The organism is Virgibacillus siamensis (assembly GCF_900162695.1).
Classification (GTDB): Bacteria; Bacillota; Bacilli; order Bacillales; family Amphibacillaceae; genus Lentibacillus; species Lentibacillus siamensis_A.
Map to the genome: position 1 here is coordinate 1,137,880 of NZ_FUIH01000007.1, position 25,167 is coordinate 1,163,046.

The 25,167-nt window shown below is 38.3% G+C and carries 22 protein-coding genes; 19 read left to right on the forward strand and 3 right to left on the reverse strand.

Annotated elements, in window-relative coordinates; all coding sequences use genetic code 11:
* Positions 1-97 precede the first annotated feature (97 nt).
* The 12 genes from B1K71_RS09385 (at position 98) to B1K71_RS09445 (ending at position 14,957) form a co-directional block, all read left to right on the forward strand.
* On the forward strand, positions 98-895 hold the full coding sequence (locus B1K71_RS09385; RefSeq protein ID WP_077326269.1) for a TIGR00282 family metallophosphoesterase: 798 nt from the start codon (positions 98-100) through the stop codon (positions 893-895).
* 102 nt (positions 896-997) lie between these two features.
* Positions 998-1,258, forward strand: a complete 261-nt coding sequence (locus B1K71_RS09390) for a stage V sporulation protein S (RefSeq protein ID WP_077326271.1) — start codon at positions 998-1,000, stop codon at positions 1,256-1,258.
* Positions 1,259-1,416: 158 nt separating this feature from the next.
* Positions 1,417-2,985 carry a tRNA (N6-isopentenyl adenosine(37)-C2)-methylthiotransferase MiaB gene (gene miaB / locus B1K71_RS09395; protein ID WP_077326273.1) on the forward strand — a complete coding sequence of 523 codons (1,569 nt, stop codon included), beginning with the start codon at positions 1,417-1,419 and terminating at the stop codon, positions 2,983-2,985.
* A 1-nt stretch (position 2,986) separates the two neighbouring features.
* On the forward strand, positions 2,987-3,415 hold the full coding sequence (locus B1K71_RS09400) for a RicAFT regulatory complex protein RicA family protein (RefSeq protein ID WP_077326275.1): 429 nt from the start codon (positions 2,987-2,989) through the stop codon (positions 3,413-3,415).
* A 266-nt stretch (positions 3,416-3,681) separates the two neighbouring features.
* On the forward strand, positions 3,682-4,248 hold the full coding sequence (gene cotE / locus B1K71_RS09405; protein ID WP_077326277.1) for an outer spore coat protein CotE: 567 nt from the start codon (positions 3,682-3,684) through the stop codon (positions 4,246-4,248).
* A 330-nt stretch (positions 4,249-4,578) separates the two neighbouring features.
* Entirely contained in the window at positions 4,579-7,146 is a 2,568-nt protein-coding gene (mutS, locus tag B1K71_RS09410) for a DNA mismatch repair protein MutS (RefSeq protein WP_077326279.1), read from the forward strand.
* A 17-nt stretch (positions 7,147-7,163) separates the two neighbouring features.
* Positions 7,164-8,972, forward strand: a complete 1,809-nt coding sequence (gene mutL / locus B1K71_RS09415; protein WP_077326281.1) for a DNA mismatch repair endonuclease MutL — start codon at positions 7,164-7,166, stop codon at positions 8,970-8,972.
* Positions 8,973-10,316: 1,344 nt separating this feature from the next.
* A complete protein-coding gene (gene ltrA, locus B1K71_RS09425) occupies positions 10,317-12,092 on the forward strand; it encodes a group II intron reverse transcriptase/maturase (protein WP_077330153.1) in 1,776 nt (591 codons plus the stop codon).
* Between the two features lie 466 nt (positions 12,093-12,558).
* On the forward strand, positions 12,559-13,032 hold the full coding sequence (locus tag B1K71_RS09430; RefSeq protein ID WP_077326285.1) for an Hsp20/alpha crystallin family protein: 474 nt from the start codon (positions 12,559-12,561) through the stop codon (positions 13,030-13,032).
* Between the two features lie 79 nt (positions 13,033-13,111).
* Positions 13,112-13,339, forward strand: a complete 228-nt coding sequence (locus B1K71_RS09435; RefSeq protein WP_010529229.1) for a hypothetical protein — start codon at positions 13,112-13,114, stop codon at positions 13,337-13,339.
* Positions 13,340-13,424: 85 nt separating this feature from the next.
* A complete protein-coding gene (locus tag B1K71_RS09440) occupies positions 13,425-14,495 on the forward strand; it encodes a DUF3231 family protein (RefSeq protein WP_245544961.1) in 1,071 nt (356 codons plus the stop codon).
* 9 nt (positions 14,496-14,504) lie between these two features.
* Positions 14,505-14,957, forward strand: a complete 453-nt coding sequence (locus B1K71_RS09445) for a hypothetical protein (RefSeq protein WP_077326287.1) — start codon at positions 14,505-14,507, stop codon at positions 14,955-14,957.
* Positions 14,958-15,528: 571 nt separating this feature from the next.
* Here the strand turns inward: B1K71_RS09445 and B1K71_RS09450 are convergent.
* Positions 15,529-16,692: a hypothetical protein gene (locus tag B1K71_RS09450; RefSeq protein ID WP_077326289.1), complete on the reverse strand. Its 1,164-nt coding sequence runs from the start codon at positions 16,690-16,692 to the stop codon at positions 15,529-15,531.
* Between the two features lie 456 nt (positions 16,693-17,148).
* On the opposite strand from B1K71_RS09450, the gene B1K71_RS09455 reads away from it, so the two are divergent.
* Positions 17,149-17,622, forward strand: coding sequence for an Hsp20/alpha crystallin family protein (locus B1K71_RS09455; RefSeq protein WP_010529233.1), 474 nt, complete (start codon positions 17,149-17,151; stop codon positions 17,620-17,622).
* Between the two features lie 77 nt (positions 17,623-17,699).
* Here B1K71_RS09455 and B1K71_RS09460 read toward each other — a convergent pair whose 3' ends face one another.
* Positions 17,700-18,107 (reverse strand): GNAT family N-acetyltransferase, encoded by a 408-nt coding sequence (locus B1K71_RS09460; RefSeq protein ID WP_245799216.1) that lies wholly within the window; start codon positions 18,105-18,107, stop codon positions 17,700-17,702.
* A gap of 213 nt (positions 18,108-18,320) precedes the next feature.
* Here B1K71_RS09460 and B1K71_RS09465 point away from each other — a divergent pair, with 213 nt between their 5' ends.
* Positions 18,321-18,797, forward strand: coding sequence for a hypothetical protein (locus B1K71_RS09465; protein ID WP_077326291.1), 477 nt, complete (start codon positions 18,321-18,323; stop codon positions 18,795-18,797).
* 181 nt (positions 18,798-18,978) lie between these two features.
* Here the strand turns inward: B1K71_RS09465 and B1K71_RS09470 are convergent, their stop codons facing one another.
* Positions 18,979-20,178 (reverse strand): IS110 family transposase, encoded by a 1,200-nt coding sequence (locus B1K71_RS09470; RefSeq protein ID WP_077325033.1) that lies wholly within the window; start codon positions 20,176-20,178, stop codon positions 18,979-18,981.
* A gap of 370 nt (positions 20,179-20,548) precedes the next feature.
* On the opposite strand from B1K71_RS09470, the gene B1K71_RS09475 reads away from it, so the two are divergent.
* From B1K71_RS09475 to B1K71_RS09495, 5 genes are all read left to right on the forward strand, one after another.
* A complete protein-coding gene (locus B1K71_RS09475) occupies positions 20,549-21,976 on the forward strand; it encodes a VWA domain-containing protein (RefSeq protein WP_077326293.1) in 1,428 nt (475 codons plus the stop codon).
* 224 nt (positions 21,977-22,200) lie between these two features.
* The gene (locus tag B1K71_RS09480) at positions 22,201-22,923 is read left to right on the forward strand and encodes a MerR family transcriptional regulator (protein WP_245799217.1); all 723 of its coding nucleotides are present in this window, start codon (positions 22,201-22,203) and stop codon (positions 22,921-22,923) included.
* A 355-nt stretch (positions 22,924-23,278) separates the two neighbouring features.
* The gene (locus tag B1K71_RS09485; protein WP_077326297.1) at positions 23,279-23,905 is read left to right on the forward strand and encodes a flavin reductase family protein; all 627 of its coding nucleotides are present in this window, start codon (positions 23,279-23,281) and stop codon (positions 23,903-23,905) included.
* Positions 23,906-23,948: 43 nt separating this feature from the next.
* Complete coding sequence (locus B1K71_RS09490; protein ID WP_077326299.1) at positions 23,949-24,530, forward strand: bifunctional transcriptional activator/DNA repair enzyme AdaA; 582 nt, start codon at positions 23,949-23,951, stop codon at positions 24,528-24,530.
* 58 nt (positions 24,531-24,588) lie between these two features.
* Positions 24,589-25,101, forward strand: a complete 513-nt coding sequence (locus tag B1K71_RS09495; RefSeq protein ID WP_245799218.1) for a methylated-DNA--[protein]-cysteine S-methyltransferase — start codon at positions 24,589-24,591, stop codon at positions 25,099-25,101.
* The last annotated feature ends 66 nt before the right edge of the window (positions 25,102-25,167 follow it).

Consider the following 25,167-nt stretch of genomic DNA (forward strand, 5'->3'; position numbering starts at 1 on the left):
ATAAAATTAAAAGCGGCCATTTGGTCGCTTTTAATTTTGCTTTCCTGTATACTTTTTATTAATAAAATATTGAAAAAACGTTAGGATGAAACAGATTATGCGGATATTATTTATCGGGGATGTTACGGGCTCACCAGGAAGAGATATGGTTCAGCATTATTTGCCAAAGCTGAAAGAAAAATATCGGCCGAACGTGATAATCCTGAACGGCGAAAATGCTGCTGCGGGTAAAGGGATTACTGAAAAAATTTATAAACAATTCCTGGAATGGGGCGTGCAAGTTGTTACAATGGGTAACCATACATGGGATAAGAAAGAGATTTTCGAGTTTATTGATGATGCAAAGAAAATGATCAGGCCGGCTAATTATCCGGAGGGCACACCCGGGCAAGGGATTGTATTTGTCAATATAAACGGAGTGGAACTTGCAGTCATCAATATGCAGGGACGAACGTTTTTGCCCGCACTGGATGATCCTTTCCGCAAAATGGATGAATTGATTGAAACAGCCAAAAAACGGACCAATTTAATTTTTGTTGATTTTCATGGGGAAGCAACCAGTGAAAAGCAGGCAATGGGCTGGTATCTGGATGGACGCGTCAGTGCAATCGTCGGCACACACACCCATACACAGACTGCAGACGACCGAATTTTGCCGCACGGTACTGCTTTTATTACGGATGTCGGCATGACAGGACCTTATGATGCCATTCTTGGTGTGAATAAGGATGCAGTTCTGAAAAAATTTCTGACAAGTCTTCCGGTACGTTTCGAAATAGATAAATCGGGAAGAACACAACTAAATGGTTTTTTGGTTGATATTGACCAAAGGACTGGAAGCGCTGTCAAAGCAGAGCGGATTTTAATCAATGACGATCATCCATTCTTCACTTAAAAAAGAATATCCGGAATTATTCATGCGTAATAGGTAATAAGCTAGCATCTCCAAGAATATAGTAGCAGTAGATCTACAATTGATATGAGGGAGGTACCAGTAATGGAAGTATTAAAGGTTTCAGCAAAATCAAATCCAAATTCAGTAGCAGGTGCACTTGCAAACGTTTTACGGGAACGTGGTTCAGCGGAGATCCAGGCAATCGGTGCAGGTGCATTAAACCAATCCATTAAAGCGGTCGCAATAGCAAGAGGATTTGTTGCACCGAGTGGAGTTGATTTAATTTGTATACCAGCTTTTACTGACATTATGATTGATGATGAAGAACGAACAGCTATCAAGCTCATCATAGAACCAAGATAATTCCGGATAGTGAAGATATAGAAGTGTTGCGCCAAGGCGCAGCACTAATTTTTATGCTTTTTTGTAATCATTAATTGTTAAATTTATATAAACCCTTTATACTGTAATAATGAATAGCTATGTAATGAAATGTTTTTTCGATAGAAAGGAGTTTCGCTATGAATGAACAACAGCGAAAAGAGCAAGCGCAAATTAAACAGGCAGATGCCGCGGACAGAAAATCCGGACAGGACAAACCCCTGACTGAAAAAACGAGCGCTGATTTTGCAAAGTATTTTGAAACAACTTATGAGCCGCCAAACATCAATAAGGCACGTAAGCGCGGACGTGATAAAGTTAATGTTCATTATGATTTTGGCATTCCGGAAGATATGGAAAATATCGGAGAAGGCAAGAAGTTTCTCATTCGTACATACGGATGCCAGATGAATGAACATGATACAGAAGTAATGGCCGGACTTTTGACCGAAATGGGGTATGAAGCAACCTCAGATACAAATGAAGCGGATATCATTCTTCTGAACACGTGTGCCATTCGGGAAAATGCCGAAAATAAAGTGTTCGGTGAAATCGGTCACCTGAAACCGCTAAAACTGGAAAAACCGGATTTGATTCTTGGTGTTTGCGGATGTATGTCACAGGAAGAATCTGTCGTCAATCGGATTATGAAAAAACATCCTCAGGTTGATCTTATTTTTGGAACACATAATATTCACCGGCTGCCCCATCTTGTGAAAGAAGCGATGTTCGGCAAAGAAAAGATTGTGGAAGTATGGTCAAAAGAGGGAGATATAATTGAAAATCTTCCAAAAGTCCGTAAAGGCAAGATAAAAGCATGGGTTAATATCATGTATGGATGTGATAAATTTTGCACGTACTGTATTGTCCCAATGACCCGCGGGAAGGAACGAAGCCGTAAACCGGAAGATATCATCCAGGAAGTACGTCATCTGGTTGCACAGGGGTATAAGGAAATTACACTGCTCGGTCAAAATGTTAATGCATATGGCAAAGATTTCGAGGACATCACATACGGGCTTGGCGATTTAATGGATGATATCCATAAAATTGATATCCCTCGTGTTCGTTTTACAACATCACATCCAAGGGACTTTGATGACCGTTTGATTGAAGTGCTGGCACAGGGCGGGAATCTGCTCGATCATATTCATTTACCGGTACAGTCCGGCAGCAGTGAAGTTCTGAAGAAAATGAATCGTAAATATACAAGGGAAGAGTACTTGGAACTGGTTCGCAAAATACGTGCAGCCATGCCGAATGCTACGCTGACTACCGATATTATTGTCGGTTTCCCGAATGAAACTGAAGAACAGTTCGAGGAGACAATGACCCTTGTTGAAGAAGTGGGATTTGAAGCCGCCTATACATTTATCTATTCGCCTCGGGATGGTACTCCTGCTGCCAGAAAGAAAGATGATGTACCGGAAGAAGTGAAGAAACAGCGGTTATACCGTTTAAACGATTTGGTAAATAAACAATCAGCCGAATCCATGAAAACCTATAAGGATAAAGTAGTGAAGGTTCTTGTTGAAGGCGAAAGCAAGAAAGATCCGGATGTTTTGGCAGGTTATACCGAACGGAATAAACTAGTCAACTTTAAAGGACCAAAAACAGCTGTTGGTCAAATCGTTGATGTCAAAATTACGGAAGCCAAAACATGGTCATTGGATGGTATTATGGTAGAAAATACAGTTGAGGTGAAATAAGATGGCAGAATATACACGTAAACAAATTCTTGATCAAGCGAAGAATTTAGCAGGAATGCTTTCAAATACAGAAGAAATTGACCGATTTAAGCAGGTTGAAGCAAAGATCAATGCTAATGAGAAAGTACAAAAATTGATTACCAAAATTAAAGCATTGCAAAAACAGGCTGTTAATTTTCAGGCTTACGGTAAGACGGAAGCGCTGAAGCGGGTTGAAGAAGAAATTGACCGCTTGCAGGCTGAAATTGATGATATTCCGGTAGTGCAGGAATTTAAAGAAACGCAAATCGTTGTTAATGACGTTCTTCAACTGGTTTCCGGAACGATTTCACGTGAGGTAACCAACAATGTAATTACATCGACAGGCGGTGACCTGTTGTCAGGCGAAACAGGATCCAAGGTGCAAAACAGCTCAGGCTGCAGTAATTAAAAAGTTTCGAAATCAGAAAGCGGAAGTGTCCATAAGGGCGCTTCCGCTTTTTTTCTTAAAAAAACTGTGACTAAAACCAGTTTTGTGCATACATTGAACATATAGGCAGTTGTCATAGATGCCGACCTGCCTGGCATCAGCAGAAAGCGGGGTGTATGTTAACTGCATGTTATTGCATACAGGCATTATCTTTCCGAAACAGTTATGCACTTTAGGTATTTGTCTTGCATAAAATGACTATGAAAAAAGAGGAGGTAAACATAATTATGTCATTTCTTGATCAAGAATATAGAGAAATCATTACAAAAGCAGTTTGTGGAAAAGGACGGAAATTTACAGAAGAAAAGCATTCCATTTCCCCTTCACATCGTCCGTCAAGCATTCTTGGTTGCTGGGTAATCAATCATATGTATAACGCAAAGAAAAAGTCGGAGGATACAGTTGAAGTAAATGGAAGCTACGACATTAATATCTGGTATTCTTACAATGACAACACGAAAACAGAAGTTGTAACAGAACGGGTAACATACTGCGATTACATTCCTTTATCTGTAAAAGATGATCATTGCCTCAGCGACGATTATGATGTGATTGCAAAAGTGATTCAACAGCCAAACTGTCTGGAATGCGAAATCGTCAATCACGGTAATAAAATCGAAGTGGAAATCGAGCGGGAATTCGTTGTACAAATAATTGGTGAAACGAAAGTATATGCGAAGGTGAGTCCAAAGGGAAAAGATTATGACCACCATGACGACTGGAGACATGATGTAACAGATGATGAACTTCGTGATGTAAAACCGGATTTTCTCGGACACAAACACAAAGACTGATTAAATTACGGGGAAAACTTCCTCGTAATTTTTTTCCCTTTTTATATGGACAATCGCTCCTTTCCTGGAAATGAAGGTTGATAAAATGTGATTGAAAGTTGATATTAAGCGAATAAGGGTTGATAAAGGTCGGGTGAAGGTTGATTTCAGGTCGTCAATGGTCGATATCTGGAAGGGACGGTTGATTCCATTCAAGGAAGGATAATTTTCTTACCAAAGATTGATAGATGTAATAACAGCTTATACCAAATTCCGCTTCCATCCATCGCATCCACCTGTCATAATATGCTATAATTGTACAATATATTCATATGTTTTGGAGGTAAGCACATGGCAAAATATACACCAATGATGGAACAATATCTTAAAATCAAAGCAGAACATAAAGATGCCTTTCTGTTTTTCCGGTTGGGCGATTTTTATGAAATGTTTTTCGACGATGCACTAGAGGCAGCACGCGAACTGGAAATTACGCTTACCAAAAGGGATGGCGGGCAAAAAGAACCGATTCCAATGTGTGGTGTGCCATACCATTCCGCATCAAGTTACATAAAAAATTTGATTGATAAAGGATATAAAGTTGCTATTTGTGAACAGGTTGAAGACCCCAAAACAGCAAAAGGTGTCGTGAAAAGAGAAGTAGTTCAGCTGATTACACCTGGTACGGTAATGGAAAGCAATATGCTTGATGAACATGATCACAACTATATTGCCAGTTTGTCTCATTTCCCTGATGGCACTTATGTAATTGTTTATAATGATCTATCGATTGGCGAAAACAGTATCGCACTGATTTCGCAAGGATGGGATGCGGTCATTCATGAATTATATAATCAGCCAATAAAGGAAATTGTCATTTCATCCAATCTTCCGGATCAGCTGCAACAACAGCTGCGTGACAAGTTGAATGTGACCTTATCCTATCAGAATGAAATTAATTTTAATGCTGAATACCGGAGTTTATGTGATAATTTAAATGATGAGCGGCTTATTAAATCATTCAGCAGGCTGCTTAATTACATTCAATATACTCAGAAACGGTCGCTTGATCATCTGCAGCCTGCTAAAGTTATTGAATTGGATTACTATCTGTCTTTGGATATGTATTCCAAACGAAACCTGGAATTGACTGAGACGATTATGAAAAAAGGGAAGCATGGAAGTTTGCTTTGGGTGCTTGATAAAACCGTAACAGCAATGGGATCCCGAATGTTGAAAAAATGGCTGGAACGGCCGTTGTTAAGCAAGCAGGAGATAGAAAAGCGCCATGATATTGTTGAAGGTTTTTATCATGGGTTTATGGAACGTGATACGCTTCGGGATACATTGAAATCTGTTTATGACCTGGAACGGCTGGCCGGCCGTGTAGCGTTTGGGAATGTGAATGCCCGTGATCTGATCCAGCTGAAACAGTCACTTGCAAAACTGCCTGAAATTAAAGGTACACTGGAACAATTTGAACAGCGTGACATCCAGGAATTAAGTGAAAAACTTGCTTTTCCTGAACATCTTGTGTCATTGCTTGATACAAGTTTAATAGACGATCCGCCTGTTTCCATTAAGGAAGGGGCGATTATTAAAGATGGATACAATGAACAATTAGATACGTACCGGGAGGCATCCCGAAATGGCAAACAGTGGATTGCCGAACTTGAACAGAAGGAAAAAAATGAAACCGGAATTAAATCGCTAAAGATTCGATATAACCGGGTCTTTGGCTATTATATCGAAGTTACAAAAGCCAATCTTCATTTGATTCCGGAGGGCCGCTACGAGCGAAAACAAACACTGACAAATGCTGAGCGGTACGTAACACCGGAACTGAAGGAAAAAGAAGAACTAATTTTGGAGGCCGAAGAAAAAAGTGTTGATTTGGAGTACAGTCTGTTCCTTGAAATACGTGAACAGGTGAAAGAACACATTCCGGAAATTCAGCTTCTGGCGGATACTGTCAGTAAAATTGATGTGCTGCAGGCATTTGCAACGGTAAGTGAAGCAAATCATTACATTCGCCCAACTTTTCATCCAGATACATTGTCCATTCAAAATGGCCGTCATCCGGTCATTGAGCAGGTAATGACAGATAGATCATACGTTCCCAACAACATTGAACTCAATCAATCTACCAATGTGCTTTTAATTACCGGTCCGAATATGTCTGGAAAAAGCACGTATATGCGGCAGCTTGCTTTAATTTCCATCATGGGACAGATTGGTTGCTTTGTACCATGTGAAAAAGCGGAATTGCTGTTGTTCGATCAAATTTTTACCCGCATTGGTGCAGCAGATGATCTCGTTTCCGGTCAAAGCACATTTATGGTAGAAATGCTTGAAGCAAACCATGCAATCGCCAATGCTACAGAAAACAGTCTCATTTTACTGGATGAAATCGGACGGGGTACGAGCACATATGATGGAATGGCACTGGCTCAGTCTATTATTGAATATATTCACAATCATATCCATGCCAAAACATTGTTTTCAACACATTATCATGAACTGACAGCACTTGAAGGAACGTTAGAACACTTGAAAAATATTCATGTGCGGGCAGAAGAATATGAGGGGAAAGTGGTTTTTCTCCATCAGATCCAGGAGGGTGCTGCTGACAGAAGCTATGGCATTCATGTCGCTAAGTTGGCGGAACTTCCGGATGAACTGATTAACCGTGCAGATGAAATTTTGCATCAGTTGGAAAAAAACGGTGATTCTGATGAGGAGGTACATCCCGGCCAATTGTCATTTTTCGTGGAGGAAAAAGAGCCGAAGTCACGTGTGTTGAATACAAAACATGACAGCAGACTCATCCATGATTTAAAAGAAATGAATCTGTTTGAGATGACGCCAATGGATGCCATGAACGAATTGTACCGTTTGCAAAAAGAAGCTAAAAAGTAAGCAGAAAGGGTTTGATCATGAAAATATTCCAAATGCCGGATTCGCTTGCAAATAAAATAGCGGCAGGGGAAGTGGTGGAACGCCCTGCTTCCGTTGTGAAGGAATTGATTGAAAACAGTATTGATGCCAACAGTACCTGGATTAAAGTGGAATTAACCGAAGCTGGGTTACAGTCCATTCATGTGACCGATAATGGAGATGGTATGACCGAAGAGGATTGTGAACGGGCATTTTTGCGGCATGCAACAAGCAAAATCAAAAATGAAACGGATTTATTTCATGTAAATACACTCGGTTTTCGTGGTGAAGCTCTGGCAAGTATTGCTGCGGTCAGCCGGTTGTCTGTGAAAACATCACAAGGCGACCAAGCAGGCACTTTTCTCAAAATGCAAGGCGGACGGGAAGTGGAAAAGTCAAAAAGTGATGCCAGACAAGGTACGGAAATTTTTGTGGAGGATTTATTTTTCAATACACCTGCACGCTTGAAATATATGAAAACGATCCATACCGAGCTTGGACATATTACGGATTTACTGAATCGCTTGGCATTGTCCCATCCCAATATCCGGTTTGAAGCTGTTCACAATGGAAAATCTCTTTTCAAAACTTCTGGTTCAGGAGATCTGCTGCAAGTAATTAGTCATGTTTATGGAATGAATGTTGCAAAGAAAATGCTGCCGATTGAACATGAGACCCTTGATTTCAAAATTAAAGGATATATCGCGAAGCCGGAAGTAACACGAGCATCACGCAATTATATTTCAACCATTATTAATGGACGGTATATTAAAAGTGTTGCTTTATCAAAGGCAATTAAAAACGGTTATCATACATTGCTTCCGATTGGACGGAATCCGATAGCGGTGATTTCAATAACAATGGATCCAATACTGGTTGATGTAAATGTGCATCCTACCAAATTGGAAGTGCGTTTTAGTAAGGATAAGGAATTGTTTGAGGCATTGGAAAATACCATCCGCAACACATTCCGCAGTACTTCGCTGATTCCCGAGATGGAACAGAAGCGGCCGAAACCGAAGCAGTCAGTACAGAACACTATCCAATTTAATGATCCACAGCCGGAGCCACCAAAGTATGACTGGAAAATAGACCAGCAAATTCGTGAACCAGCTCCTGAACCTGACACGAACGAACGCATCGAGAATTATCAGAACGATATTTTTCCTGAAGACCGCTTCGATGAACCTGTTTTGTCGGAAAAGCCTGAGCCGGAACAAAAGGAACGTATTCCGACCATGTACCCGATTGGACAGTTGCATGGCACATATATACTGGCGCAAAATGAAAACGGGTTGTATATGATTGATCAGCATGCTGCCCAGGAAAGGAACAAATATGAATTTTTTAAGAAAAAGCTGGGCAATACCATCAACGAATCACAGGAATTATTAATTCCAATCACATTTGAATTTTCCAAGCAGGAATCCATCTTTATCGATCAGTATCAGGACGAACTGGCAAAAGTCGGCCTATTCTTTGAACCGTTTGGGAACCAAACGTATATTATCCGATCCTATCCAACTTGGTTTCCGAAAGGTTTTGAAGAGGAAATTATTCGTGAAATGATTGATCAGATTATGGAAAGCGAAAAAGTAAATGTGGAAAACATCAGAGAAGATGCGGCAATCCTAATGTCCTGCAAACGATCGATTAAAGCAAATCATTATTTGAACCAGGATGATATGTTCCGCCTGCTTGAGGATTTGCGGAAATCAACGGATCCATTCACATGCCCGCATGGCCGCCCGATTATTGTACATTTTTCATCCTATGAACTGGAAAAAATGTTTAAACGCATCATGTAATTAAAAATGCGCCGATAATCTTGATAAGATTGGTTTGTGGTGAATTATTCAGTTGTTATGACCACCATCATGTATAAATGATCTTCAAATCGGCTGGCGGAATCTTGTTGAATATTTGGAGTTACATGGCTATATTTATTCATTGTCAATGGCCGAGACGTTCAGGTACTATTTTCGATTACAAACTGAAAATCACCTTTAGAAAGGCTCTACATTCATTAATACTCCATATGTCCATTTGTTTCCATTTTCGGGGTGGGGAAACTCTTAATGCTGGGTTGCTTGTAATGTATCCACACGTTACAGCAATGTCTAATGAGCGTTCCAATAGTCGAGAAGCATATGCGGTTTTATTTCTTTGATTCGAATAAACCCAACCGTCCCGTTTGTCCTTATTTTCTATGGTTTTTATGCCAAATTGAAGTAAGAACAAAGTGTATTTTTAAAATATTTACGATTAAATCCCTTTGGTATAGGTATTGTCCAAAGGGTATTTTTATGGTAAAAATAAGGTGACTGACTATTCGGCAAACGGGCCATTTTGAGGGTGCGAAACGTTCCTGACTCAATTGAAATGTGGTCACACAAATTCGGTAAAGGTCAGGCAGTTTAGTTTTTTACTGAAGGATTATGTCGAAGGGTCGAATGAAGAGGTAACGCTCTGAAAGGCTCCCCCTGCGTCGAATAGCACGCTGTTTAGTAAGGAATTGCGTGTTATAAGCTCGGCTAATAGGCGTAAGAATTTACCGTAACAGTTCGGCTGACGAAATCCTACCCGATGGGGTGGTGTAAATCATGGTGCTTGGGTTGAATAGATATGGTGAGAATGCAGTGAAATATAATAAGAAAGTATATTGCTGACGAACTTCTGAATGTACGGGCCTAGACTGGCATGATATAGAAATGTATCTACTACCAAATGTAGGGTTAGCTGTGGATGAGTAAGAATCCGCAATATGAAAATCCATCTTGTGTTATAGGCACATGCCACGCTAACAGGCTCATAGGAAGCACCTAAGTCTGTTCCATAATAGACATAATTCAACGTTGTAAGCTGATAACGCGGAGAGCTTACTCTTGATGAAACGTTGGAAAGGAAAACAGTTGTGAGATTAGCGACTGTATAACTCTTCTTCATATCAGTGAAAGTGGTGGCACAGTACCATTGAAGCGTGTAACGAACGTGGAGGGATAGCCACTAGACTAATAAAAGATTCATTCAACCATGTAAGACAGTTCTTCAACGATTAATAAGGTTCTTGTAAGACTAATAGAGGTTCAGCTCCAAAAGGAGCTACCGACTTGTTAAAACGAAAGAAACTGAGGCACAACGAGTATTATGATATGCAATACCATTTTGATTCTTTATATGCTCAAAGTGCTAATGGTCAAAATTTTTATGGACTAATAGATTTAATGCAAGCTGATGATAATATTCGATTAGCTTACCGCAATATTAAACGAAATACTGGCAGTAAAACCGCTGGTTATGATGGATTAACAATTGAAGATATAAAGCATTTTTCTGTATCAGAGGTTGTATCTACGATACAACGAATGTTTGAACACTATACCCCAAAAGCTGTTCGACGGGTATTCATTCCGAAGGCAAATGGAAAAACACGTCCATTGGGGATTCCGACTATTTGGGATAGGTTGTTCCAACAGTGTATCCTACAAGTGCTTGAACCGATTTGTGAAGCTAAGTTTTATAAACATAGTTATGGTTTTAGACCGAATCGCAATACACATCATGCGAAAGCTAGGTTTGAAACGCTCATCAATCGTGCATGCTTATATCACTGTGTTGATGTTGATATCAAGGGATTCTTTGACAATGTGGACCACGCCAAATTAATAAAACAAATGTGGTCACTGGGCATTCGCGACAAGGCGCTACTCTCCATTATCTCACGACTTTTAAAAGCTGAAATTATTGGAGAAGGTTTCCCAACGAAAGGTACACCCCAAGGGGGTATTTTATCCCCCATTCTATCTAACATTGTATTAAATGAACTAGATTGGTGGGTTAGTAATCAATGGGAAAGCTTTGAAACTCAGAAGCTATATAAAACGAAGCTCGGTAGATATAATGCATTAAAACAATCGAATTTAAAACATTGCTATATCGTAAGATATGCAGATGATTTTAAGATCCTTTGTCGAACACGTTCGCAAGCGATTAAGATGTATTATGCAGTAAAAGATTTTCTTGAAACAAGGCTACACCTTGAAATCAGTAAAGAAAAATCAAAAGTAGTCAATTTAAAGAAAAACTCATCAGAGTTTTTGGGTTTTCGTCTTAAAGCACATTTGAAAAGGACGAATACAAGGACTCTGTATGTTGCTCGCTCACATATGACAAAGAAAGCGCTGAAAAATGCACAGATAAAGTTAAAACAAGCAATAAAGGTAATTCAAAAACACCAATCACCTGAGAATGTTTGGCGCTTTAATACGGTTATAATTGGAATCCAAAATTATTACTCCGCAGCGTCACGAATTACAGATGACTTAATTACGCTGAACCATCGTCTTCATAAAACATTATACAATCGTTTAAATGAAATGGAAAAAGAAGCTACGCTTCAAGACTTCACCAAAACTTTACAGAAAAGGTATAAGGGATATGAATGTAAATTCTATAAAATAAAGGGAATGGTTCTTGCCCCTATCCATGCACAGCGCTGTAAAGTAAATCTTAATTTTTCTCAAACTATCTGTAATTACACCATAGAAGGTAGAAATAAAATTCATAAAAACCTGCGAGCTATTAATAAACAAACGCTCGCTCGTGTTATGAGGCAATTTATTCCTAACCGTTCCATTGAATATAATGATAATCGGATTAGCCGTTTTATCGCACAGTATGGGAAGTGTGCTGTCACAGGAATTGAATTAGGGGTGGATGATTGGCATTGTCATCATAAAACGCCATACCATTTCACAAGGGATGATTCGTACAGTAATTTAATGATATTGCATCAGTCCGTTCACCGCCTTATTCATATGAAAAGTCATGAGAAGATAAAAATGCTTTTAAATGCACTCAGTTTGGATGAAAAGCAACTCGGTAAGGTCAATGAATTGCGTAAGCAATGTCTGAATGAAGCTATCTGACTCTACATTTCACTCTTGCATATACATAAAAATATTGAATGAATTGGATTAGTTGGAACGCCGTATGCGATGAAAGTCGCACGTACGGTGTGAAGTGGGGGAAAAGCTGGCGATAATTTCAAAAGCTTACCTATCACTATAAGACTAGAACATAAAATTTTTTGTGCAAAACATGTTTACAAACATATAAAAACGTGGTATATAAAGAATAGAAGTTAGCACTCATATTTACCGAGTGCTAACAACACATCATAAAGGAGTGGTTAATGATGACTAGATTGATTCCTTTCAACAAAAGGGTTCGAGGTCTCAGTAGGGACGGGCCCGGGAATTTTATCAACATGGTTGGCGACTTCTTTCATGACCCGTGGTTTACGAATAGAAACCCAATGATTTAAAACAAAAATCACCACTCATTAACTGAATGAGTACAACAATTAAAATTTTATAAAAGGAGTGATTAATAATGGCTGGATTGATTCCTTTCAACCGAAAAAATCGTAATGTGGTTAGTGCAAGCCCAAGGAATCCTTTCAACATGATTGATGACTTCTTTGATGAAGCCTTTAGTGATTTCCCGTCCCTTAGAAGAAACTTGACTACAGACCCATTCAAGGTTGATGTAAGGGAAACCGACAACGAATACCTGGTTGAGGCTGAACTTCCAGGGGTAAAAAAAGAAGACATTAATGTCAATTTAAGCGACGACGGTAGGCTTTCTATTGCTGTAAATCGAAACGAGGATGTTGAGAGCAAAGACGAAGATGGTAATTATATTCACAGGGAACGTCGTTCTGAGGCTATGCAACGTTCTCTTTATTTGGAAAACGCCAAACCAGATGGCGTCAGTGCAAGGTTGGAAGATGGTTTGCTCAAAATTAATGTGACCAAAGAAGAACAGGCGAATAACGATAACACGCATAGGATAGAAATCGAATAGGTCACAAAACGCCTGTTACCCCTTGAACTCTACATTACTTAATGTAGGGGGCTCCCTTAATAAATGGGGGTGATATAACATGATTTTACAAGTGATACAAGAACAATACGAGGCTCTTATGAAGTCACATTTGCCTCCAAAACGTAAAAATCAAATGCTTGGTGTTTTGATGTCACGGCTAGAAGAATCATTTTATGTTAGTCCGTTTGAAGAACATCCAGACGAAAGGGTGATGGCCCTGTATAAAAAGATTAATCAAAGCAGAAAAAATATACAAAAACAAGGAAATGACGTGGCAGAAAATTAAATTGAAAAAGGTTGTCAAAGTAAGCCCCCGCTTGACCACGGGGGCTTACTTGTTGATTCAATGAGCAAAAATACCAAAAAGGGTTATGAATATTTTGCAGGGTAAGGTTAAAGATATTTATAAAACCTTGGAGGAATATCTTATGAATACACAGCCTAATCCTGAATTGACCTCGGCTGAAATCGCAAGTCTTTGGAGTAATTATTTAAGCGATTCAATGGCTGTACAGACTATTAGTTATACATTGAGCCAGGTTGAAGATGAAGACATACGCTCTGTATTGGAGTTTGCTTTAAGTTTATCCCAGCAACACGTCCAATTTATCGAAAACCTGTTTACCAATGAGCAAATTGCTGTACCCGATGGATTTTCAACCCAGGATGTGAATTTAAACGCACCAAGATTATACACCGATGATTTTTTCCTCTTGTATATCCAAAACTTAGGGAAATTAGGTATGACTACCTATACGATGGCTTTATCTAATGCCGCACGTTCTGATATTGTGCAATATTTTAAACAAAACTTAAGCACATCTGCAGACTTACTGGATCAAGCCACGCAAGTAAAATTAACAAAAGGGATTTTTTCAAGAGCCCCCTATATTCCCAAACCTGAAAGGGTCGAATACATTAACGACCAACATTATTTGAGTGGGGGATGGTTTAGTGACAAACGCCCGTTAAATGCCATTGAAATTACGAATTTATATTACAATATTGAAAGGAATAGGGTGGGTGCAGCGCTGATTATGGGCTTTAGTCAGGTAGCCCAATCGCCAGAAGTTCGAAAGTATTTGGTACGGGGACGGGATATATCAGAAAAACACGTGAATATTTTCAATAAAATTATGCACAATGACCATCTTTCAACACCGTCAGTATGGGATGCTCAACCAACGGATTCAACCGAATCTCCGTTTTCGGACAAACTTATGATGTTCCATATTACAACAATGAACACAGCCGGGATTGGTCAATATGGGGCGGCAATTGGATCCAGTCAAAGGACTGACTTGATTGCAACGTACACTCGTCTTACAGCTGAAATTGCGAAATACGCCGAAGATGGTGCTAATCTTATGATTAAAAATCGATGGTTGGAAAAACCGCCCCAAGCACCGGATCGAAATCAAATTGCAAGAGATAAGGGTTAGGTCTTATGAATGGATAAATTGCTGTGGAGCATCCCATTACCTGGTTTTGGCCAATTATTAAATAAAAAATACATCAAAGGGATTGTACTAATTTTCTTAGTGTTTTTGGTCAACGTACAGGGAAACTTTAACGAGGTCATCCTTCTAAGTTTTCATGGGGAAATAGAAAAAGCGATTCAATATGCAGATTATCAGTGGCACATGTTCTATCCTTGTTTATACTTTTTTGCCATGTGGGATGTCTTTAAAGATGCAGGTGGCGGAAAAAAGCCATATTCCTTTTTACCATTTGTATTTTCAGCCTATTTTGTGACTGTAGGAACGATCTATTCATCTAAACTAACTTTATTCAGCATATTGCTCGGTCCAATTTGGCTTCCAATATTAAGCGTCATTCCGGGTTTGGTTGTGGGATTCTTATTGCAGCACATCATGATAAAAAAGCTGGCTAATCGGTTTTAGCTTTTGCATCAGGGGGGATTCACAGGCTTGGGTATTACCAACTTTATTCCTTTAACGGGAGCCTTTCCGGATCAGCGCGCGTATTGTACATAAGGGGTCCTACCGACATTTTGACATCTAACCTGCGCTAAGCCACTTTCTTCCATATGAATCCTGATTATAGGCTCGTTAAGGGGTAATTTTATAATTCTACGCAAAAATTTCACCTCATTAAACCCCTTTTAGAAGCTATGATTCTCCCACTTAGGGCATTATTTTACCGTAGAATCCATCTACGCTATTTTTAGGTCATTTTTGTAAGAAAATGGATTAGCGTTGTTTTTTGTCATTATGTTGGCAAGACCGCTATTTCTTCAACTGTTAACTTTTTTTATCAAGATTGCGTATTTTTTGTATTCTGTAGACTGAATATTGCGGTATCCAAAATCCATGGAGCTGTACAATTAACCAATTTTTAAATTGCTTATTCAACAGGATGTTCCAGGATGCAGCTTGATAATTTAATTTACTTTAGCCTTTTACATCAAGTGTCGGGGGCTTATTTTTTATGTCCAAGATTGAGTATCTTATTTTAACCATCTTTGGTTTCGTTTCTTTCTTCATCTTGCTGACCCCGATAGTATTTGGAACGTTGGCTTTGTCGGTATCCATACATAATGTTTCGTACCATTTCTTCGTTTTCAAGGCCGACACCAATTGATCCTGCAAAAGTTGCTATGGAAGTGGCCAACCAGGCCAATTTTGTATAATTCCAGAAGCTAACAGATTCGTTTAAATCACCTAATGATTGAAATAAATCCGGCGGAACAAACAAAAGGACTGTCAGCAGGAATAATACAAAAAGCGTAATATAGTAACATAATACTGCTACTGTTAAAGTAGCTACTGTTGTTCGGTTATATAATTTTCTGACAGCTTTATCATTATTTATAGCTGGCTTTTCCCACAGATTATGCGAGATGATAATCCATACCACGATACTGAAGATTGCACCAACCATTAAGCCCAAAAAGCGAAAAAGTTCAAATGCTCCACTTAACTTCCATAAAGTAGGGAAAATAAGGCCATAAGCCCCTGTAGCAAAAGCCACTGCAACGACAGGCTTAAATGATGGAATAATGCCCCATGGGCGATTTGCATAGGTCATTCCCGCTAAAACACGCAGTTTAGCCTGAAAACGTGGGCGAATAACAAGATGCAGATCCATTTTTTTACCCATAGGGGTTGAATGTTCACGACGAATCAGTGAAAACAAAAATTGTCTGGATACAGCGCCTTTTTCACGATCAGACATGCCTTCTTTTGCGGTAACAGCAGTTTTTTTCATACTATTATTCGATTGATGGCTGTGTAACTCTTTTACAACTTGTATCAATACTTTCCTTATGCGTGCGGTTAAAGGAAAAGATCCAAATGCTGGAATCGATATTTGCCCGATTTGCCGATTATAATCACCATCTGCCACGACCAAATCCTTATCATCAAACAATGGGAGGTCTGTTAAACATATGGCAAAATCCCAGTTTTTTTGCTTTTTTATAGACTCAGTTTCCTCCATCAGTTCTTGCGTGTCTTCAGCTGAGCCAATAAGAGGGTCTGTTGTAACTTCAACAGACCATTTGACTTGATCTGAAACCTTTGCAGATAAGAATTCAGGTAATTTATTTTTGAAACTTTTAGCTAATTTTTCTGGCGTATCGGGACAAGGAATAAGTCCAATAGTTAATCGTGACAATTACCTCACCTCCAATAAATATAAGAATTGGTTCATTTTATTTACCCGATTTTTTGGAATAAACACATAGTGAAAATTTACAATTCATTAACTCGCTGGTCTGAAAAGTAAAAAGATATAAAAAATCAATTAATAAAAATGTAACTCCAATAATTATGTTTATAAATATATTAAAATGTGGTATATAAAAAATAGAACTTAGCACTCGGATGGGTCTAATGCTAAGTCAGAGAAAATATGAAGAAAGGAGTTGATTTATTCTGATTAAATTTATTCCTTTTAGTATGATGGAAGACTTTTCAAACGGATTTTGGTTGAGGGGAAGGGTGCCCTTGGATAGGGCTTAGCGAGCATTTTAATTGAAAGTTTATCTCTTTTTGTAATATGAAATTCACCTCTGTTAGTATTGAAATGAAGTGCTAATGTCAATATTTATTTGAAAAGGAGTGAGTCATGATGTCAAGTTTAATACCTTTCAATAGAAAAAATCGAAATGTATCAAATGTGACACCAACAAACCCTTTTAACATGATTGACGACTTTTTTGATGATGCTTTTAAAGATTTTCCATTGGCCAGAAGAAACCTTGTTACAGATCCGTTCAAGGTAGATATTCAGGAAACAGATAATGAATATTTAGTAGATGCTGAACTTCCAGGGATAAAGAAAAATGATATTGATGTCACGTTAAATGATGAAGGTCGTTTAACTATCTCGGTGAACCGGGAAGAAAATGTTGATACGAAAGATGAAGATAACAACTATATTCATCAAGAAAGACGTTACGATTCAATGCAGCGTTCACTCTTTTTGGCAAATGCCAAGACCGATGATGTAAAGGCGAAGCTAGAAGATGGATTGCTGAGAATCACTGTGGGTAAAGATGAACAAGCAGTGAAGGATAATTCACGTAAAATTGAAATTGAATAATGTTGTACAAGAAAAGCCTCACGGTCAATTTCGCGAGGCTTTTCTTTGGTTATTATTAGTTTTAGACTATTTACCGATTAACACATCAATTGAAAAAAATTTTGATTTCGATTATTTGGGAGAATGTCATATTTATGACCATATTGTTTGATTATTTCATGAATCATTTTGTAACCAATTTCGTCACTTCTATAGGAAGGATTAACTGAAACGTGTTGGATAATCACGTTTACGTCACTTTTAATTTTAAAACCAATTGCTCCAATAATATTATTTGACTGTTTCCAAAGATAAAGATGCCAATTAGGGTTATTCTCATATTGGTCAACAATTTTTTGTAATGATTTGATATCTCTTTTATTCAACGTGAATGAAAGAAGACCCATCGCAATTTTTCTGTAGCATTTTTTATAACGAATTAACATACAGTTTGAACTCTCCCTAACAGGTGACGGATTTGTTCTATCAAGAACTATTGCAACCATCCAAATCACTCCTTTAAAGAAAGTTTTTGGCACTCAAAAGAGGTGAATGCTAATTATTTTTTATATATCACATTTTAATCATTTTGTAAATTAATTTACATTTAAAAAACTATATATTTTTATTTATGATAAAATGGTAGTGACTGTGCCACAATCGGGCGCCTATCTGGAATAAATATGCGACGCCTTGCTTTGAAGGAGGCAGGAAAATTAATGATTAAAAAATTTCTTTCACTTATACTGGCAGCTGTGATTTTACAAGGGTGTAGCAGCCCTGATCAAAGTTCAACAAGTCAAGAAACGTTTTCCACTTTGGAAGATGCTGTGAATGAATTTAAAGCGTCAGTAGCAAAAAACCTTGTATTGGTAAAAACTACGGATGATAGTCATTTACTATTAGCCGAGGATACAAACGGGCTTTTTTATGTAGGCGGAATACAACAAAAAGGTGATCAATTTATACCAGGAAAACTTACTGCCAGAATAGATCTAAGCAGTGGTGCAGGCGGTGCCGGTGTAGAAATTGATATACCTGATTCAAAAAAGAAATATTATGTTAGTGTTAAGAAAAACTCTATTATTAATTCCGATAAACAATCTTATATGCCATTATCGAAGAATAAATCGTTTCAAGTGCTTTCAAAAAAAGAGGGCGAAGCAGTGGTTAAATCCTATGAAAAGATTAAGTGATACAAGGATTAAGTAATACCAGCTAATAGCTGAAAATGACTATTCAATCATACCAGCTAATAGCTGTCAATAATTAAAGGTAAAAAAAGTTCAAAAAACATGTTAGACTAAAATTAGGCATACAAAATAACCTTACCGTAAAATCGATAAGGCATCAGAATATTGTGAATATTGATCGTTATTATTGATCTACAAAGACTTCTTTGCGTTTTAACATGGCATGGATCCAATGAATTAGTTTATTGGCACAGGCAATGACAGTTACTTTATGTGGTTTACCTTCTTCGCGTTTTCTATCATAAAAAGCTCGTAGCTTTGTGTTACGATTTTTCGCTATTCCGCATTGCACTGCTGAATAGAGAGATTGACGTAATCTTGACGAGCCTCTTTTCGTGATACAATTGATGGTGGCTTTAAACTTGCCTGATTCAAAAACTTCCGGATCTATGCCTGCGTAGGCAGCCAATTTTTTCGGATGAGGAAACTGATCGATTTCCCCAATTTCGGAGATGATTGTGGCGGCAATCTTACCTCCAACCCCGGGAATTGACTGAATCAGTTTATAATCCTCAAAGGTTGCAGCCAGGGCATCTATCTCTTCTCTCATTTTGGATAGATGCTCTTGGTATTGAAAAATCATCTGAATGTACATACGCAAGCTAATAAGATGACCATGGTAGATACGTTCTTGAAATGGATTGCGTTCTGCTGCATCTTTTAATTGTTGTGCTTTATCCAAAAACCATGCATAAGAACGTTTCGCCCCAATCTGGTACATATCAGTGGCTAATTGCTCTTGTGTTGTGTTTTTGACATCGTAAGATGTTGAATATTGGAGCAACGTTTTCAATGAAATGTTGCCATATAAATTACTGAAAACATGATGATATTCTGGGAATACCTGATCCAAGATTGTTTGAAATTGAAGTTTGATTCCGACATAGCTTTCGGTTAAAGCACTATGTTGCCTTGTTAATTGGCGCAGATTCAGGGTTTTTACCGTTTTCTTTTGGAACGCTTCCAAATCTTCTTTGTAGTAAAGCTCCCCCAGATGGAAAGCATCCATTTTATCTGTCTTCACTTTGCGCAGGCTTGTCTGTTTTGCCTTGTGTGCAACCATTGGGTTGATTAAATAATAGGTGATTCCATGCTCTTCAAGATATTGCAGCACAGGCTCATGATAGTGCCCAGTCGATTCAAATATAACAGCTGGAGATTGTCCGGAAACTTGCTTCACCTCCCGGAAAAATTCATAAAACATACCTAGCCCTTGTAAATCATGTGCGAATTTAAAGCTTTTCTTATACGTTTTTTTCCTTTGTAAAAAGGCTTGGACCTGGCTTTCACCTTTCGCAACATCCAGGCCAATGACAGGGTCCATATATAATCACAACTCCTTTTGGTAGATTCACCGGTGTGCCCCTAACTAATTTTGTAGTGTCATAGCTTCGCTTGTTATGCGGGATCCAAGTCCCAACCAGCCTCAAACATGTTTCTACAAGTAGGGGGTGAACAGTATAACGGACGGGATCATTGTCCCACGGGCGCGCACGTTCTACCCCGGCTACTTCAAGCATAAAACCTATTTAAAATAGGTCAACCAGAAGTGACTGGCTTATTCACATAATACGAACGGGCGCGGTAACTGAATAGGAGTAAGTCCTTTTGGTTCTATATTTAATTGAAAATGCAAGCACTTTGATTTAAGATATTTTAAAGATAGAAATAATAGAGGATAGGGGTACGAATTTGTGAGATTGAAACTTAGAGGGTATATATGGATTTTATTAATTATGGTTCTACTTATGATTATTGCTGTCGGATGTTCATCGGAATCGGATAGTACTAAAACTGCGGAGAATGATCAGAAACAGGAAACTTCTAAGGAAGAGAAGAAAGACAATACGGATATAAAGAATGAAAAAGAGAAGAAAAATGCATCAACTATGAATACTGATTTTTTTAAGGATTTACCTGAGCCACCAACTACATTGAAGGGTATTCTCGATTATCCAACGGGCAAATTTTCTGGTGAAAAATTTGAAGCAAACGCTGAAGAAATTAAAAAGGTACTGGACAAATTTCCCGAACCGGGTGAGAAGATTAATCAAAAAATGGTAGATAAATATTGGAAAAAACTCGTTCATATGTTTGCTGAAGACTACCCGGATCCACAAAACGTTGTTGCAAAATGGGGAGCATATGCATTTGGCAGCCCCGATATTAAGGACCCGAGATATCAGTTTAAAGAAAATTATAATGTTGAGATTATCCTGGATTCTAGCGGAAGCATGGCAGCCAAACAGGGTAGTATGACGAGAATGGAATTAGCTAAGGAGGCAATTCAAGATTTTGTAAGCGAATTGCCAGAAGATGCAAATGTAGGGCTTCGAGTATATGGATTTAAAGGAAGCGGCTCTGAAGCGGACAAGAAACTTTCCTGCTCTAGCAATAAACTTGTTTATGGAATTAAACCTTATAAGAAGAATAAGTTTAAAAAAGCTTTAAACAGCTTTAGTCCTGCGGGATGGACACCCCTGGCAGATGCCATCAAATTTGCTAAAAAGGATTTATCCGGATTAAAAAGTAAAAATAATACAAACATTATTTATATTGTAAGTGATGGAATTGGTACGTGTGGTGGCAATCCTGTCAAACAAGCGAAAAGTTTGGCGGGGAGCAATATAAAACCAATTGTCAATGTAATTGGTTTCGATGTGAAAAATGAAGGTCAAAAGCAGCTTAAAGCTATTGCAGAAGCGGCAAAAGGTACTTATACAAACGTTCAGAATCAGGCAGAGTTACAGGAAGAGTTTGCTAGATCTGCTGAAATCGCAAGTAAATGGCGTATGTGGAAAGCAAACTCCATGAGTGAAGCAAGATCCGAAAATGTGAAACGTGCTCAAATGATGCGGGATATCCGGGGAAAGTGGAGTGATAAGCTTATGCGTGAATATCTTAACTATGATAAAGCTCTGGATTATTTAGATTATGAGTTAGAGAAGATAAGTGCGGATTTTGCATCAGCAGTTTATGACAAGAGAGAAAAGAGGATAGATAATCTAAGACGATTAAAACAACAAATTTGGGACAATCTGGGGAAAATAAAATCAGAAGACTTCGAACAAGCCAAGAAAAAAATTCAAAAAAAGTATAATCTAAACACGAAAAATGAATAGTATTTGCTTAATATAACGGGTGTGTTAGCTCAAGAATCCTGATTTGACTATGCCGCAATCGTGCGCATTTCTGTGGTAAGAAGTGTGTTCATTTTTTATTTTAGGGATTCCATTAAAAAAACTTTGTATTTGGTCTTGCAACTTACGCTACGTAAGGAGTTATAGTAAAGACATAGATAAGCAACAGGATTGAGAGGTCGATTATTTTGAAGCACTATTGGAAAGTGGGAGAACTGGCAAAACTAACAGGATTAACGGTAAGGACCTTGCGTTATTATGATCAAATCGGATTGTTTTCTCCTTCCGCTTATTCCGATTCCGGTCACCGGCTTTATAATAAATCGGATCTCTCAAAGCTGCAGCAAATCCTGTCCTTAAAGCACATTGGCTTATCGTTAGAAGATGTACAGTCTGTCCTAGCCGGCAGCGACAGTTACAGTGCATCAGAAGTCTTGTCTATTCAAATAACTCGTTTGAAAGAGGATATTCAAGTGCAGCAAACTCTTTTAAGTGAATTAACGAATGCATTGACTTTAATTCAAAACCAGCGATCCTTATCGGTTGAAGAATTAACAAAATTATTGGGAGTGATGAAAATGAATAGAGAAAAATACTTTACGAAAGACCAGCTAGATCAAATGAAAAAGCAATATGAAAGTATGGATAAAGATGAATTGAAAAAGGCTGAACAAAAATTTGATTTGGTCATGGAAAAACTCCGTAACCACATGGAGCAGGGTACGCCCGCAACGGATAAAGATGTTCAAAGTTTGGCGAAGCAATGGCAAGAGCTTACAGGGATGTTTGCACCACAAAATGATCCTGAGTTTATAAAGGCTGCTGAACAGTTTCATGCAGAGAACCCAGGTAACGAATTGCAGCATGGTGTAGATGCAGAAACTTATCAGTATATTAACAAAGCCATGCAATGTAATAAAGACGCATGAATCCATCATGAAGAGTGGGCTCTTTTGAGTTCACTCTTTATTGAATTTATTGAAATTTAATGTTGTTGTCTTTATTCACTAATGAGATGATTAGGGTATATTTATTTCTTCTAAAAGACGATATCAGCTAATATCTGAATCCACTGTTCCATTAAAGGGGCGCGAGAAACGAATAAGATATGTGCTCTTACCTGATTAAATGGGACAGTCAGATTATAAGGTCGATCAGAATTTATTTCTCATTAACCATTTTACTTTAAAGAATTAAACCGCAAAAAAACAGAAGAAATTCTCATTCCTTTGTTGATACAATGAGGTTACATTAGCATTCTCGAGAATAAAGGAAGTGGGAAATATGCATAAAACTATTGATCCGAACATTCTGTATTTTGGAACGCCTGTTGTTCTTATTAGCACATTAAACGAAGACGGATCAGCAAATCTTGCTCCAATGTCTTCTGCTTGGTGGCTTAATCAATCATGTATGCTTGGAATGAGTTCAAAATCACAGACTATGCTGAACTTGCAACGAGAACACGAATGCGTCCTGAACTTACCTTCATCCAATCTTGTTAGTTCTGTTGACCGATTAGCATTGCTTACAGGCAGAAATCCTGTTCCTGAAGCAAAGGAGGAGATGGGGTATCGATATGAACCGGACAAATTTGGCACGTGTGGACTTACATCGGGTTCGGCGGATTTGGTAAAGGCACCTCTTGTTAAAGAATGTCCTGTTCAGTTAGAAGCCCAATTCGTAAAAAGCCATTCTTTTGAAGAGCCTAGTTCTTTGGTAGCTACTGAGGTAAAAATATTACGAGTGCATATTGAAGAGGAACTTCTGATGGGTGGGAAGAAAAACTATATTAATCCCGAGGAATGGAGACCACTTATTATGAATTTTTGTGAGTTCTTCAGTCTAGGTTCTAAGATACATCCTTCTAGATTGGCTAAACCATTTATGGACGCAAATTATAACAACTAAGTTTTTGTTCAAAAATTTCCCTACAAGGGAGTGTTAGAATTTAATGAAAGACCAAAAGGATATGTCCAAAGCCACCATGTGGAAAGCAGCTATTTCGTGTAACGCAACATACGATGGCATGTTTTTTTACGCAGTAAAGACAACGGGCATTTTTTGTCGGCCGTCTTGTAAATCTAAAGTTCCTCATAGGAAAAATGTATCGTTCTTTTCGAATGCAGCCGAGGCCCAAAAAGCAGGATATCGTCCTTGTAAGAGATGCCGCCCAGATTTGAAGTCAAAAACATACGATCCGTTCCAATCAATTATAGAGGATACAAAGCAGATTATTGACAATCATTATAGCCAAAAAATGCTACTAGATGAGTTGGCATCAATGGTTGGCGTTAGTCGTTTTCATTTGAATCGCCTTTTTAAGGATAGAACAGGGGATACACCACGTATGTATTTGGAAAAAGTCAGAATTAAAAAAGCAAAAGAACTCCTTCTAACGACTACTCTAAATTGTATGGAGATTGGTCATCAAGTTGGCTATCAAAGTAATTCCAGCTTTTATAACGCGTTTAAGCGAAATACCGACTTTTCGCCAAATCAATTTCAAGTCAGGATGACAGTCATGTTACGTTAATCATTTTTCATGAAACGAAACATGGCCTGCCAAAATTGAACCAGGGGGAGATACGAACATGCTTCTATATGATGACTGCCATACAAGAATAGGTTGTCTTCGGTTTATTTTCAAGGAGGATGGTCAACTTGTACGAATTATGTTGACTGATGACTATTGGGACGCTTTGATGGCCAATCATAAGTTGAAAAGAAGTTATGAGCTTGGAAAATCCGTCTGTCGGCAATTCAAAGAGTATATTCATGGAAATCGCAGGCAATTTGATGTTCCTTTTACATTGGAAGGGACCCCGTTCCAAAAACAAGTGTGGGAGACCTTGCGAGAAATTCCTTATGGGGAAATTCGAACTTATTCTAAAGTTGCCATCTCCATAGGGAAACCAAAAGCTATTCGGGCAGTAGGTCATGCCAATGCCGTTAACCCTTTGCCTATCCTCATTCCTTGCCATCGCGTAATTGGTAAAAATAATAAGCTGACTGGTTATGCAGGAGGCGTTGATATGAAAAGACAGTTGCTGGAGATTGAGGATACTAAGAAGCCTGGTGGAGCTACAGTTAAAGCATTTTCCTAAGAAAGGTGAATACACTTCCACAATGCCAGATAATTGCATAAAACTATTCAAGAATAGGGTGCTTTT

What these genes read in the sequence shown, in the direction of transcription:
- B1K71_RS09385 (WP_077326269.1), top strand. Translation starts at nt 98, where the DNA reads ATGCGGATATTATTTATCGGGGATGTTACGGGCTCACCAGGAAGAGAT.
- B1K71_RS09390 (WP_077326271.1), top strand. Translation starts at nt 998, where the DNA reads ATGGAAGTATTAAAGGTTTCAGCAAAATCAAATCCAAATTCAGTAGCA.
- miaB (WP_077326273.1), top strand. Translation starts at nt 1,417, where the DNA reads ATGAATGAACAACAGCGAAAAGAGCAAGCGCAAATTAAACAGGCAGAT.
- B1K71_RS09400 (WP_077326275.1), top strand. Translation starts at nt 2,987, where the DNA reads ATGGCAGAATATACACGTAAACAAATTCTTGATCAAGCGAAGAATTTA.
- cotE (WP_077326277.1), top strand. Translation starts at nt 3,682, where the DNA reads ATGTCATTTCTTGATCAAGAATATAGAGAAATCATTACAAAAGCAGTT.
- mutS (WP_077326279.1), top strand. Translation starts at nt 4,579, where the DNA reads ATGGCAAAATATACACCAATGATGGAACAATATCTTAAAATCAAAGCA.
- mutL (WP_077326281.1), top strand. Translation starts at nt 7,164, where the DNA reads ATGAAAATATTCCAAATGCCGGATTCGCTTGCAAATAAAATAGCGGCA.
- ltrA (WP_077330153.1), top strand. Translation starts at nt 10,317, where the DNA reads ATGCAATACCATTTTGATTCTTTATATGCTCAAAGTGCTAATGGTCAA.
- B1K71_RS09430 (WP_077326285.1), top strand. Translation starts at nt 12,559, where the DNA reads ATGGCTGGATTGATTCCTTTCAACCGAAAAAATCGTAATGTGGTTAGT.
- B1K71_RS09435 (WP_010529229.1), top strand. Translation starts at nt 13,112, where the DNA reads ATGATTTTACAAGTGATACAAGAACAATACGAGGCTCTTATGAAGTCA.
- B1K71_RS09440 (WP_245544961.1), top strand. Translation starts at nt 13,425, where the DNA reads ATGAATATTTTGCAGGGTAAGGTTAAAGATATTTATAAAACCTTGGAG.
- B1K71_RS09445 (WP_077326287.1), top strand. Translation starts at nt 14,505, where the DNA reads ATGGATAAATTGCTGTGGAGCATCCCATTACCTGGTTTTGGCCAATTA.
- B1K71_RS09455 (WP_010529233.1), top strand. Translation starts at nt 17,149, where the DNA reads ATGTCAAGTTTAATACCTTTCAATAGAAAAAATCGAAATGTATCAAAT.
- B1K71_RS09460 (WP_245799216.1), bottom strand. Translation starts at nt 18,107, where the DNA reads ATGGTTGCAATAGTTCTTGATAGAACAAATCCGTCACCTGTTAGGGAG.
- B1K71_RS09465 (WP_077326291.1), top strand. Translation starts at nt 18,321, where the DNA reads ATGATTAAAAAATTTCTTTCACTTATACTGGCAGCTGTGATTTTACAA.
- B1K71_RS09470 (WP_077325033.1), bottom strand. Translation starts at nt 20,178, where the DNA reads ATGGACCCTGTCATTGGCCTGGATGTTGCGAAAGGTGAAAGCCAGGTC.
- B1K71_RS09485 (WP_077326297.1), top strand. Translation starts at nt 23,279, where the DNA reads ATGCATAAAACTATTGATCCGAACATTCTGTATTTTGGAACGCCTGTT.
- B1K71_RS09490 (WP_077326299.1), top strand. Translation starts at nt 23,949, where the DNA reads ATGAAAGACCAAAAGGATATGTCCAAAGCCACCATGTGGAAAGCAGCT.
- B1K71_RS09495 (WP_245799218.1), top strand. Translation starts at nt 24,589, where the DNA reads ATGCTTCTATATGATGACTGCCATACAAGAATAGGTTGTCTTCGGTTT.